The 12,912-nt window shown below is 62.4% G+C and carries 11 protein-coding genes; 3 read left to right on the top strand and 8 right to left on the bottom strand.

From position 1 onward, the window contains the following. Nucleotides 1-11: 11 nt before the first annotated feature. The 5 genes from BLU24_RS09695 to kdpF form a co-directional block, all read right to left on the bottom strand. Nucleotides 12-2,663 carry a sensor histidine kinase gene (locus BLU24_RS09695; RefSeq protein ID WP_093099583.1) on the bottom strand — a complete coding sequence of 884 codons (2,652 nt, stop codon included), beginning with the start codon at nucleotides 2,661-2,663 and terminating at the stop codon, nucleotides 12-14. Between the two features lie 126 nt (nucleotides 2,664-2,789). Then, nucleotides 2,790-3,335, bottom strand: coding sequence for a potassium-transporting ATPase subunit KdpC (gene kdpC, locus BLU24_RS09690; RefSeq protein WP_093099581.1), 546 nt, complete (start codon nucleotides 3,333-3,335; stop codon nucleotides 2,790-2,792). Between the two features lie 333 nt (nucleotides 3,336-3,668). Next, nucleotides 3,669-5,726 carry a potassium-transporting ATPase subunit KdpB gene (kdpB, locus tag BLU24_RS09685; RefSeq protein ID WP_093099579.1) on the bottom strand — a complete coding sequence of 686 codons (2,058 nt, stop codon included), beginning with the start codon at nucleotides 5,724-5,726 and terminating at the stop codon, nucleotides 3,669-3,671. A gap of 10 nt (nucleotides 5,727-5,736) precedes the next feature. Beyond that, the gene (kdpA, locus tag BLU24_RS09680) at nucleotides 5,737-7,431 is read right to left on the bottom strand and encodes a potassium-transporting ATPase subunit KdpA (protein ID WP_093099577.1); all 1,695 of its coding nucleotides are present in this window, start codon (nucleotides 7,429-7,431) and stop codon (nucleotides 5,737-5,739) included. Between the two features lie 8 nt (nucleotides 7,432-7,439). Next, on the bottom strand, nucleotides 7,440-7,529 hold the full coding sequence (gene kdpF, locus BLU24_RS09675; protein WP_007899818.1) for a K(+)-transporting ATPase subunit F: 90 nt from the start codon (nucleotides 7,527-7,529) through the stop codon (nucleotides 7,440-7,442). Between the two features lie 397 nt (nucleotides 7,530-7,926). On the opposite strand from kdpF, the gene eat reads away from it, so the two are divergent. From eat to BLU24_RS09660, 3 genes are all read left to right on the top strand, one after another. Further along, on the top strand, nucleotides 7,927-9,291 hold the full coding sequence (gene eat / locus BLU24_RS09670; protein ID WP_093099574.1) for an ethanolamine permease: 1,365 nt from the start codon (nucleotides 7,927-7,929) through the stop codon (nucleotides 9,289-9,291). Nucleotides 9,292-9,419: 128 nt separating this feature from the next. Continuing rightward, nucleotides 9,420-9,587, top strand: coding sequence for a DUF2897 family protein (locus BLU24_RS09665; protein WP_016770901.1), 168 nt, complete (start codon nucleotides 9,420-9,422; stop codon nucleotides 9,585-9,587). Nucleotides 9,588-9,723: 136 nt separating this feature from the next. Beyond that, entirely contained in the window at nucleotides 9,724-10,278 is a 555-nt protein-coding gene (locus BLU24_RS09660; protein ID WP_090285025.1) for a TetR/AcrR family transcriptional regulator, read from the top strand. Here the strand turns inward: BLU24_RS09660 and fabF are convergent. From fabF to BLU24_RS09645, 3 genes are all read right to left on the bottom strand, one after another. Further along, complete coding sequence (fabF, locus tag BLU24_RS09655; protein WP_093099571.1) at nucleotides 10,275-11,549, bottom strand: beta-ketoacyl-ACP synthase II; 1,275 nt, start codon at nucleotides 11,547-11,549, stop codon at nucleotides 10,275-10,277. The genes BLU24_RS09660 and fabF overlap by 4 nt on opposite strands. A gap of 17 nt (nucleotides 11,550-11,566) precedes the next feature. Continuing rightward, nucleotides 11,567-12,364: an SDR family NAD(P)-dependent oxidoreductase gene (locus tag BLU24_RS09650; protein ID WP_093099569.1), complete on the bottom strand. Its 798-nt coding sequence runs from the start codon at nucleotides 12,362-12,364 to the stop codon at nucleotides 11,567-11,569. Nucleotides 12,365-12,575: 211 nt separating this feature from the next. Beyond that, nucleotides 12,576-12,911: a ComEA family DNA-binding protein gene (locus BLU24_RS09645; protein ID WP_093099567.1), complete on the bottom strand. Its 336-nt coding sequence runs from the start codon at nucleotides 12,909-12,911 to the stop codon at nucleotides 12,576-12,578. Between the last annotated feature and the right edge of the window lies 1 nt (nucleotide 12,912).

Genomic DNA, 12,912 nt, shown 5'->3' with positions numbered 1-12,912 from the left:
CGCAGTCGGATTCAGGCTTCACCGTCCATCCCCGGCTGCGTCTGCAGTGGCAGGTGGAGGGTGATGCATGTGCCACGGCCGTCAATACCGTCGGCAACGCTGATGCGCCCGCCGTGCGCGCCGACCATGCCCTGACAGATCGCCAGCCCCAGACCCGTGCCCTGGCCGCCACGATCACCGCGCGCGGCGGTGTAGAACATGTCAAAAATCTTCGCCCGCTCGTCTTCGGGAATCCCCGGCCCCTCGTCGCTGACCGAGAAAAAAATCTCCTGATCGTCCGCACCCGCGTTGAGTTGCAAGCGGCCGTGAACGGGTGAAAAGCGCGCGGCGTTTTCCAGCACGTTGACCAGCGCTTGCTCGATCAGCGCCGCGTGCACGTACAGCAGCGGCAATTCGGCCGGCACGTCGGTGCTGACCTGCAACGGCGCGAGCACCGCGCGCAAGCGGTTGAGCGAACTGCCGACGATGTCTGCTGGCGACACCCAGTCGCGCGCCAGTTTCAGTGCGCCGTGGCCAAGTCGGGTCATGTCGAGCAGGTTCTGGATGTAACGGTCGAGGCGCTCGGCTTCATCCCGGGTGCCTTCGAGCAGCTCGCGGCGATCCTCCAGCGGGATCGCTTCGCCGAGTGCGAGCAGGCTGTCGATGCTGCCGCGCATGGCGGTCAGCGGCGTGCGCAGATCGTGAGACACCGAGGCCAGCAAGGCACTGCGCAACTGTTCGGTTTCGCCGTGCAGGCGCGCGGCTTCCAGATCGTCGGCCAACTGCGCGCGCGCCAATGCCTGCGCCAGCGGCTGGCTCAACGCGGTGAGCAGTCGACGGCGCTGGCCGCTCAAGGTCTGGCCCTCTTTTGCGCACACACCGAGCAGCGCCAACGGCCCGTCCTCGACCGACAACGGCCACCACCACCAACGCCCGAACGGCAGCGTGCCGGTGCCCATGCCCGCCGGTTGATCGTGCTGCCACGCCCAATCGGCGGCGGCGCGCTCAGCCTCGGTGAATTGCAGCGGGCCGCCAGTTTCGACTTTCCAACCGCCCTGACCGTCGCGATTGAGCAGGCACAGTTGCAGATCGTTCCAGCCGTTGAGGTGCTGCGCGGCGGCGCTGACCACGGCCTGGCGATCGGTGGCGGCGGTGAGCTTGCGCGACAGGTCGAGCAGTTCGCTGGTTTCCTCCTGGGTGTCGCGCAAGGCCTGCAACTGTCGGCGCTGGCGCGCTGCGAGGTTACCGGTGAGCGCCGCCATCAGCAGGAAAAACAGCAAGGTCAGGACGTCTTCTTCGCGCTGAATGCTGAAAGAGAAATTCGGCGGAATGAATAAAAAGTCGTAGGTCAGAAACGACAGCGCGGCACACGCCAGCGCCGGGCCGAGACTGCTGCGCACCGCCACCAGCAACACCGCGGCGAGGAACACCAGCGAAATGTTCGGCAACGGTAATACGCTGGACACCGCCCACGCCAGCGCCGTCGCCAACAGCGTCGCAACCAGTGCCAATGCGTAGTCGAACCACACCAGCGTCAGCGGACTGCGGGCCTGCGGTTGCTGGGGTTGTTCATCACTGTCGAGAACATTGATTTCCAGCCCGTGAGCCTGACGCAACAGCCGCGCAGCGAGTCCCCCACCCAACAAGCGTCGACGCAGACGCGGCCGCGACTGGCCGACCAGCACCAGACTGGCGCGACGTTCGGCGGCGTGCTGGATCAAAGTCTTCGCCACCTCGCCGGCACGCAGCAGCACCACTTCGCCACCGAGGCGTTCAGCCAGTTGCTGGGCACTTTGCAGGCGCAGGCGCGATTGCTCGTCGCGCACCCTGCCATTGTCGACATGCACCAGGCTCCATGGCAAATGCCGACGTTGAGCAACGCGACTGGCGTGGCGCACCAGACGCTCAGCCTGCGCATCGCCATCGACGCCGACCAGCAAGCGCCCGCGCACGGCCGGCGCGGCCTGACCGAGCTGGCGATAACCCTGCGCCAGATCGTTATCGACCTGTGCGGCGGCGGTTTGCATCGCCAGTTCGCGCAACGCGGTGAGGTTGGTCTGGGTAAAAAAGGCGTCGATGGCGGCGCGGGCTTGCTCTGGGACATAGACTTTGCCTTCGCGCAGACGCTCGAGCAATTCACGCGGGGGCAGGTCGATCAGCAGCAGTTCGAAGGCTTCTTGCAGAACCCAGTCCGGCAGGGTTTCGCGGACCTGCACACCGGTGATGCCGCGCACCTGATCGTTGAGGCTTTCCAGATGCTGGACGTTGACCGTGGTGAACACGTCGATGCCGGCGGCGAGCAGTTCCTGAATATCCTGCCAGCGCTTGGCGTGACGGCTGCCGGGGGCGTTGCTGTGCGCCAGTTCGTCGACCAGCACCAGTTTCGGTCGCGCCGCGAGGATGCCGTCGAGGTCCATTTCTTCGAGCATCACGCCACGGTATTCCGAGCGCAGCAGCGGTTGCTGCGGCAGGCCGCCGAGCAGCGCTTCGGTTTCGGCGCGGCCGTGGGTTTCGACCACCCCGGCAAGGACTTTCACGCCTTGGCGAAGCTGTGTGTGGGCAGCCTGGAGCATGGCGTAGGTCTTGCCGACACCGGGCGCGGCGCCGAGGAACACCTTCAGCCGGCCACGGCCGTCACGGGGCAGGTCTGCTAACAGCGCGTCGGCGCGGCCGGAGTCGCTCATGCTGGTCTCTTTTCCTGATATTGGTGCGGTGACGGTGATGGCGCCATCGCCAGCAGGCTGGCTCCCACAGGGGAATGTGGTCACCTGTGGGAGCTAGCCCAGCTAGCGAATGGCGGCGCCGCCGATTCAGAGTTGTTGCAGCGCCATGTTCAGCTCCAGCACATTCACCACCGGCGGCCCCACCAGCGGCTGTTCGATGTGCGCATCGAGCAACTGCTGCACCGTCGACACTGGCAGATCGCGCGCCTGGGCGACACGCGCCAGTTGATAGGCAATTGCCGCCGGTGGCAAGTGCGGATCGAGGCCGCTGGCTGAGGTGGTCAGTAACGCCAGCGGCACCGGGCCTTGGCCGGGAACCTGCAATTTCCGGGCGTCGTCGATCACCCGCGTGGCGAGCACCGGATTGCTCGGGGCGAGGTTGCTGGCGCTGCTGGAAACGGTGGCGAAGGCGCCGGCGGATGGCCGTGGGTGAAACCACGCATCGCCGCTGAAATCCTGGGCGATCAGTGAGGAGCCGCGGACTTTACCGTCGGCGTCACGCACCAGACTGCCATTGGCTTGCTCAGGGAAGGCCACCTGGGCAATGCCGGTGACCGCCAGTGGATAGGCGATGCCGGTGACCAGGGTCATCAGCACCAACAGGCTCAGGGCCGGACGTAGCATTGTGGACATTTATTGATCCTCGAATTCGTTGGGCAAACTTTTGGTGGGGTGTCAGGGAGATCTTTTCCCCCTCACCCCAGCCCTCTCCCCCAAGGGGGCGAGGGGGAAAGGGAGCCGATCTTCATGCTTTTCAAAACCCGGGCTTGACTCGGAATTTCAAGTCGACGTACCTCTCGCAAACACCTCGGTCAGTCCCCTCTCCCCCCGGGAGAGGGCCAGGGTGAGGGGCTCTTCCAACTTCGCATTCAACTCGCTATCTCAAGTCGACGTACCTCTCGCAAACACCTCGGTCAGTCCCCACTCCCTCCGGGAGAGGGCCAGGGTGAGGGGCTCTTTTCAGCCTCACACCAGATGCAACGCCGTGAGCAGCATGTCGATCGCCTTGATCCCCACGAACGGCACCAGAATTCCGCCCACGCCATAGATCAACAGATTGCGCCGCAACAACGCCGCCGCACTCGCCGCCTGTACTCGCACGCCACGCAGTGCCAGCGGAATCAGCACGACAATGATCAAGGCGTTGAACACAATCGCCGACAGAATCGCGCTCTGCGGGCTGGTCAGCTGCATGATGTTCAGCACGCCCAGTTGCGGATAGATCGCAGCGAACAGCGCCGGCAGGATGGCGAAGTATTTGGCCACGTCATTGGCGATGGAAAAGGTTGTCAGCGCGCCACGGGTTACCAGCAATTCCTTGCCGATCTGCACCACGTCGAGCAGCTTGGTCGGGTCGCTGTCGAGGTCGACCATGTTCGCCGCTTCGCGCGCTGCCTGCGTGCCGTCATTCATCGCCATGCCGACGTCAGCCTGGGCCAGCGCTGGCGCGTCGTTGGCACCGTCGCCGCACATCGCGACCAGGCGACCGTCGTTCTGCTCGTGACGAATGCGCGCGAGTTTCTTCTCCGGTGTGGCTTCGGCAAGCACGTCATCGACGCCCGCTTCTGCCGCAATCGCCGCAGCGGTCAGCGGGTTGTCGCCGGTGACCATTACCGTGCGGATCCCCAGTTTGCGCAGTTCGGCAAAACGCTCGCGAATGCCCGGTTTGACCACGTCCTTGAGGTGGATCGCACCGAGCAGTTTGCCGTCGGCGCAGACCAGCAACGGCGTGCCGCCGCTCTGGGCGATCTTGTCGATTTCCCGCGACAGCGCCGGGGCCAGATCGGCGCGTTGCTGCCCGAGGAAGGTCAGCAACGAGTCCACCGCGCCCTTGCGATAGACGCGGCCCTGATAGTCGATACCCGACAAACGCGTTTCGGCACTGAATGGCACCACCGTCAGGACTTCCAGCGCCGGCTCAGGCTGCGGATGCAGACCGCGCAAGTACTCGACGATGGATTTGCCTTCCGCAGTTTCGTCGCCCAGCGAGGCAAACAACGCGCCCTCGGCCAGATCACGTGCCGACACACCCGGCGCGGCGTACACCGCGCTGCAACGGCGGTTGCCGAAGGTGATGGTGCCGGTCTTGTCGAGCAGCAGCACATGCACATCGCCTGCGGCTTCCACCGCGCGACCGGATTTGGCGATCACGTTGAGGCGCACCAGCCGATCCATCCCGGCAATGCCGATGGCCGAAAGCAGGCCGCCGATGGTGGTTGGAATCAGCGTGACCAGTAACGCCACCAGAAACACCAGCGGCAGGCTGCCGTTGGCGAAGTGAGCGAACGGTTGCAGGGTGACCACCACCAGTAGAAAGATCAGGGTAAGGCCGATCAGCAGAATATCCAGCGCGACTTCGTTCGGAGTCTTCTGGCGTTTCGCGCCTTCGACCAGTGCGATCATGCGGTCGAGGGTCGACTCGCCGGGGTTGGCGGTAATCCGCACCAGCAGCCAGTCGGACACCAGTCGCGTATTGCCGGTGACCGCCGAGCGATCACCGCCGGACTCGCGGATCACCGGCGCCGATTCACCGGTGATTGCCGCCTCGTTGACCGCCGCGATCCCTTCAATCACTTCGCCGTCGCCGGGGATCATCTCCCCCGCTTCGACGCGCACCACGTCACCCTTGCGCAGGTTGGCTGCGGGCACCACCTGGAACCTGCCATCGGCCTGCCGGCGCCGGGCGCTGAGACCTTCGCTGCCTGCCTTGAGACTGTCGGCGCGGGCCTTGCCACGACCTTCGGCCAAGGCTTCGGCGAAGTTGGCGAACAGCACGGTGAACCACAGCCACAGGGCGATTTGTGCAGCCACCAGGGTCGACACATTGACATCGGGAATGAAGCACAGCACCGTGGTGAAAATGGCGGTCAGTTCGACCACCAGCATCACCGGTGAACGCTTCAGCTGCCGTGGGTCAAGCTTGACGAACGCTTGCACTAGCGCCGGGCGCCACAGCGCCGAGATCGCGGTTTTCGCTTGTTCCGGCGCTTTGGCAGCGACGGGTTTTATTGCGGGCATATTCATCGTCAGCTCCTCAGAAGCCCAGGCTCAGATGTTCGGCAATCGGGCCCAGCGCCAGGGTCGGCAGAAAGGTCAGGCCGCCCACCAGCAAAATGGTCACAGTCAGCAGGGTCACGAACAGCGGGCCGTGAGTCGGGAAGCTGTTCTGGCCGATCGGTGCGGTTTTCTTCATCGCCAGGCTGCCGGCCAGTGCCAGTACCGGGAGGATGTAGCCGAAGCGCCCGATCAACATGCCCAGGCCGAGCATCAGGTTGTGAAACGGCGTGTTCGCACTCAGGCCACCGAACGCCGAGCCGTTGTTGGCGCCCGCCGAGGTGTAGGCGTAGAGCAACTGGCTGAAACCGTGCGGGCCAGGGTTGCTGATGGTCGCCGCCGGGCCAGGCAAGGCAGCGGCAATCGCGCCGAGAACCAGCACGCTGACTGGCATCACCAACAGCGTGACCACGAGTAATTGCACTTCCCGCGCCTGGAGTTTCTTGCCGAGGTATTCAGGGGTGCGTCCGATCATCAGGCCGGCGAGGAACACCGCGATCAGCACGTTGAGCAACATGCCGTAGAGCCCGGCACCGACGCCGCCGAAGATCACTTCACCGACCATCATGTTGACCAGCGCGACCATGCCGCTCAGCGGGTTGAGGCTGTCGTGCATGCCATTGACCGAACCGTTCGACGCCGCCGTCGTGGTCACCGACCACAGCACCGTGGCGGTGGTGCCGAAGCGCGCCTCTTTGCCTTCCAGCGGCGCGGTCTGTTCGACTGCAGCGTTGTTCAGGGTCGGATTCGGTTGATATTCGGCCCACAGCGAAGTCGCACCGCCAATCAGGAACAGCGCCAGCATGCAGGCGATGATCGCGCGGCTCTGGCGCAGGTCCTTGACGTAATGGCCGAAGGTGAACACCAGCGCCGCCGGAATCAGAATGATCGACGCAACTTCGAACAGGTTGCTCCAGGCGGTCGGGTTCTCGAAGGGGTGTGCCGAGTTGACGCCGAAGAAACCGCCACCGTTGGTGCCCAGTTGCTTGATCGCAATCTGGCTGGCGGCCGGGCCGAGCGGGATCACTTGATCGACACCCTGCATCGTCACCGCGTTGACGTACTGCGCAAACGTCTGCGGCACGCCCTGCCAGACCAGATACAGCGCCAGCAACAGGCACAGCGGCAGCAGGCCGTAGAGGGTGGCACGGGTCATGTCGACCCAGAAATTGCCAAGGGTCTGCGCCGATTTGCGGCCGATGCCACGGCACAGCGCGACCAGCACGGCGAGGCCGGTGGCGGCGCTGACGAAGTTCTGTACAGTGAGGCCGACCATCTGGCTCAGATAGCTGAGGGTCGCTTCACCGCTGTAGGACTGCCAGTTGGTATTGGTCATGAAACTGACCGCGGTGTTGAACGCCTGAGTCCACTCTTGGCCCGGCAAGTTCTGCGGGTTGAGCGGCAGGTGATCCTGGAACAGCAGAATCGCGAACAGCAACAGGAAACCGGCGAGGTTGAACGCGAGCAGCGCCAGCGTGTATTTCTGCCAGCTCTGCTCCACCTTTGGATCGACCCCGGCAATGCGATAGCAACCGCGCTCGACCGGACCGAGGATCGGCGTCAGCCAGGTGCGCTGGCCTTCCATCACCTTGTAGTAAAAGCGTCCCAGGAAAGGCGCGGGCAGCAAGACCAGCGCGAAGAAGCCGAGGATCAGCCAATAGTCATAACTGTGCATAGCCGCTCCTAGTTCCGGTCCGCGCGCAACAGCGCAACCAACAGATAAATGAACAGCCCCACTGCCAACAGCAGTGACACCCCGTCCAGAACGCTCATGGAAGATCTCCGTGTAACGGCGTATTGCCGCGTGTGGGGTGATTGTCGGGAAGGAGGCTGTAAAGGAACGAGAGCGAGGGTAAGCGCGGGGCATAAAGAAAGCGTAAAGAGTGGTTTTATGCGGGGTTTACAGGCGGATTTCTTGTGTCTGTACAGGCCCCATCGCGAGCAGGCTCACTCCTACAGTTGGAATGCGATCCCCTGTAGGAGTGAGCCTGCTCGCGATAGCGGCATTCCCGGCAACATCGCACCCAACTGGCGCACAACACCAGCACGTCCAGCGCAGATCATCCCCGCTGCGACAGCTTTGAACTCATTACGACTTGTTTCAGCGTAATGGCACGCCCACTGCACACGCCCTCCCCCGAAGCTTTCCAATCCTTCAGGGAGCAAGCGCATGAACACACAACTCAAACCCACGCTGGGCACGCTGCACCTGTGGGGCATTGCCGTGGGGCTGGTGATTTCCGGGGAGTACTTCGGTTGGAGTTACGGCTGGGGCGTGGCCGGAACACTGGGCTTTCTGGTCACCTCGTTCATGGTCGCGACCATGTACACCTGCTTTATCTTCAGTTTCACCGAACTGACCACCGCGATTCCCCATGCCGGCGGGCCGTTTGCCTACAGCCGCCGCGCCTTCGGCGAGAAAGGCGGATTGATCGCCGGTCTGGCAACGCTGATCGAATTTGTGTTCGCGCCGCCAGCGATTGCGCTGGCGATCGGCGCTTACCTGAATGTGCAGTTTCCAGCGCTCGACCCGAAACACGCTGCTGTCGGCGCCTATATCGTGTTCATGGGCCTGAACATCCTTGGCGTGAAACTGGCCGCCACCTTCGAACTGATCGTCTGCGTGCTGGCGGTGGCTGAACTGCTGGTGTTCATGGGTGTGGTCGCCCCGGCGTTCAGTTTCAGCAACTTCGCCCTCAACGGCTGGGCAGGCTCGGATGTTTTCGGCGCACCGGCGATTGCCGGCATGTTCGCGGCGATTCCGTTCGCCATCTGGTTCTTCCTCGCCATCGAAGGCGCGGCGATGGCGGCGGAAGAAGCCAAAGACCCGAAACGCACGATACCCAAGGCGTACATCAGCGGCATCCTGACCCTGGTATTGCTGGCGATGGGGGTGATGTTCTTCGCTGGCGGCGTCGGTGACTGGCGCACCCTGGCCAATATCAACGACCCGCTGCCGCAAGCGATGAAAACCGTAGTCGGCGACAACTCCGGCTGGCTGCACATGCTGGTGTGGATCGGCCTGTTCGGCCTGGTTGCCAGCTTCCACGGCATCATCCTCGGCTACTCTCGGCAGTTCTTCGCCCTCGCCCGCGCCGGGTATCTGCCGGCGTCGCTGGCGAAACTGTCGCGCTTTCAGACACCGCACCGCGCAATCATCGTTGGCGGCATCATCGGCATCGCGGCGATCTACAGCGATGGCCTGATCAACCTCGGCGGCATGACACTGACCGCAGCGATGATCACCATGGCCGTGTTCGGTGCCATCGTGATGTACATCATGAGCATGCTCAGCCTGTTCAAACTGCGTAAATCCGAACCGAATCTGGAACGTACCTTCCGTGCGCCGTGCTATCCGCTGGTACCAATGATCGCGTTGGTACTGGCAGTGGTCTGCCTGGTGGCGATGGCGTGGTTCAACACGCTGATCGGCCTGATTTTCCTGGGTTTCATGGCGGTTGGATTCGGGTATTTCATGATGACTGGTCAATTGCGCGCCGATGCGCCGGCGGATGCGATGTTGACCGGTCTGTAAGGCGCTCGGGTGTGCCGGGCAGAAGCGGCCTAGAATGGAACCACTGCGAAGTCGTTTCGCTCAAACGTGGTATGCAGCGTCGCACGGCGAAATCCTCGCCCGTCGAGCTGCCCTTGAGGAGAGCCGTTATGCCCTGGTATGCCTGGTTGATTCTGGTCGTTGCGATCGGCTCGATTGTTGGCGGATTGATGATGTTGCGTGACACCGCCAACAAGGTCGAACTGACCGATGAAGAACGCAAGCGCGTCGCACAACGCAATGCCGAAGCCGACGCCAAGGACGCACAGGATCGCTGACATCAACCCCGCCCGATCGGCGGGGTTTGCATTTATATAGCCATTGGCTCTGACCGCAGGCTTTTAAGAAGTAGAAGTACAGTCACCATCTAATTTTCCTTGGTTAAGATGCGTGCATTGTTGCGGAGAGTTCCCGATGCGTTATTCGCAGGACCATAAAGCCCAGACCCATCAGCGCATCATCAAGGAAGCCTCGGCGCGCTTTCGCAAGGACGGCATCGGCGCCACCGGCCTGCAACCTCTGATGAAAGCGCTGGGGCTGACCCATGGCGGTTTCTATTCACATTTCAAATCCAAGGACGATCTGGTGGAGAAGGCCCTGCAGGAGGCCGGTAATCAGGTCGACGGCTTGTGCGCAGAGATTTTCGCTCAGGACAATGCACTGGATCTGTTCATCGAGACCTATCTATCGGAGTGGCATCAAACATCACCCGATGAAGGCTGCCCGCTGCTGACCATTTCCTCCGAACTGGGCCTGCGCGGGCAACCGAGCCCCACCAGTGATGAAGTGCTCAACGCACGGCTGACGCAAATCGAGAACAGTCTCGACGGCGAAAACAATGCAGAGCGCGCCATCGTCATCATGTCGACCCTGGTCGGCGCGTTGCTGCTGTCACGCAGCGTCGCGGATGCCGGGTTTGCGCAACGCATTCTCGACGTCACCCGCGACCACCTGAAGAACCGCGACTAGGCCTGCCAGCGCTTGAACAACACGCTTGCATTGACCCCGCCAAAACCGAAGCCATTGGACAACGCATACTCGATCGGCATGGAACGCGCCTGGCCATGGACAATGTCCACCCCTGCACTCGCCGAGTCCGGGTTGTCGAAGTTCAGCGTCGGCGATACCACCTGGTCACGAATCGCCAATAGCGTGAAAATCGCTTCAAGACCGCCTGCAGCACCGAGCAAGTGGCCGGTAGCGGATTTGGTCGAAGTGACAGCGATTTTGTTTTCGGCACCGAACACCGCCTTGATCGCCGCCAGTTCGCCAAGATCGCCTACAGGCGTCGACGTCGCATGAGCATTCAGATGCTGGACCTGAGCCGGCTCGATAGCGGCCTGCGCCAACGCCAGCTCCATCGCACGGCGTGCCCCGCTGCCATCTTCCGGCCCGGCGGTCAGGTGGTAAGCGTCGGCACTGGTGCCGTAGCCGACCAGTTCGGCTAACGGTTGTGCGCCACGTGCCAAGGCATGTTCGAGTGATTCGATGACCAGCAGACCGGCGCCCTCGCCCATCACGAATCCGTCACGACCGCTGTCGAACGGTCGCGATGCGCGCTCAGGCGTGTCGTTGTAACCGCTCGACAGCGCCCGCGCTGCGGCGAAGCCAGCAAGACTGACACGGTCAATGCAGGCTTCTGCCCCGCCGCACACCGCAATGTCTGCTTCACCGGAACGGATCAACCGTGCCGCATCGCCGATCGCCTGGACGCCCGCCGCGCATGCTGTGACCGGCGCGCCCAGAGGCCCTTTCAGCCCATGCTGGATCGAGACATGACCGGCGGCAAGATTAACCAGAAACGACGGAATGGTGAATGGCGACAAACGCCGAGGGCCGCGGCTGTCAGTGGTGCGCACCGCATCGGCGATCGCACCGAAGCCACCGACACCGGAGCCGATGATCGTCGCCGTGCGCTCTCGGTCCTTGTCTTCTTGCGGATGCCAGCCGGCCTGCTCCAGCGCTTGTCTTGCCGCCTCCATGGCGAACAGGATGAAGCGGTCCATCTTCTTCTGCTCTTTCGGCGCAGTGGCGCGATCCGGATCGAAACCGGCTTCGGCATCCTCCTCCTGGGTTGGCACACGACCGCCAACACGCGCAGGCAAGTCAGCAACCACCGCGTGCGGCAGGTTGCGCAGCCCCGAGCGTCCGGCCAGCAAACGCTGCCAGACCACTTCGACACCACTGCCCAACGGCGAAACCAGACCCATGCCTGTAACCACAATTCGACGCGAATCCATACCCTGCTGACCTCCGATCAAGATTTGTAGCGTTGTGCCGCGGAACTGCGCGACAAGTTCGGCACCATGACGTGGCGTGCGGCGACGAATGCCTGCCATTCACCCGCATCAGGCAGCGAAGGAATAGTGATCAACTCGCCCTGATCCAGCCCGGCCAGCGCCGCATCGACCATTTCTTCCGCCTCCATGATCATCTCCGCCGGGATGCCACTGGCATCGGTACCCGAGCGCGCCCAGATTTCAGTGCGCGTCACACCGGGCAACACGGCCTGAACCTGCACGCCGGTGCCATCGAGCTCGGTATGCAGCGACTGTGTCAGGCTCAGCACATAGGCCTTGCTCGCGCTGTAGGTGGCATTGAAACGTTCAGGAAACAGCGCCACCACCGAGGCGATGTTGATAATCGTCCCACGGCCAGCCTTGGCGAAACTGGCAGCGGCGGCCGATGCCAAGCGAGTGACGGCGGTGATATTCAGCTGGATCAGTTGCTCCAATTGCTCCATATCAGCGTCGGCCAACAAGCCGTTTGCCGCAACACCGGCATTATTGACCAGCAGGCTGATGCTTGAATCACTGCGCAGTCGTTGCTCGAGCTTGAGCACATCGTCCCTTTGCGTCAGATCCGCTTTCAACACCTCTACCTGAACACCGTGTGCATCACGCAAGCGGCTCGCGGCATTTTCCAGACGCTCCTGATCACGGGCGACCAACAGCAGATCGAATCCGCGTGCTGCCAGTCGTTGGGCGTAGATGGCACCGATACCCGACGAGGCGCCGGTCACGAGCGCTGTACCTTGAGACGTTGCAAAATTCATGAGAGTGCTCCAACAGGACTGGGCGGGAAGGCTGTAGATCGCGCCGGCATGACCGAACGGTGGATTATTATAGGCATAATCTTACCAACATATGATAGCCGTAATTTTAGCTTGGCGATGAATTGCCGTCCTGATGAGCCCATCAGCTCGTCACCGAACAAAATCAAAAAAGGCCGGTCAATGACCGGCCTCCTGGCGTTGAACATTCAGCTTAGTTGACTTCCAGCCTGTCGCGGTTGCGATCCAGAATCGCCTTGCCAATCCCCTTGACCTCGAGCAACTCGTCAACCGAGAAGAACGGTCCGTTTGTTTCACGATACGCAACAATTGCCTGTGCTTTGGCTTCGCCAACGCCTGCCAGTTCTTTCTGCAGTGTTGCCGCATCGGCGTCATTGAGGTCAATCTTCGCACTTTGCGCAGACTTCGCGGCATCCATCACCACAGGCGCAGTGGCGCCCTCCGAGGGCGAGACAGGTGCCGCAATCGCGGCAATCGAGGCGCTGGTCAGGAAAGCGAAAATCAAGGAATAGAAATAACCGGTACGCATA

The organism is Pseudomonas sp. Z003-0.4C(8344-21) (assembly GCF_900104975.1).
Lineage (GTDB): Bacteria > Pseudomonadota > Gammaproteobacteria > Pseudomonadales > Pseudomonadaceae > Aquipseudomonas > Aquipseudomonas granadensis.
Note: the sequence above shows the minus strand (reverse complement) of the source record. Positions and strands in the feature narration are given on the sequence as shown.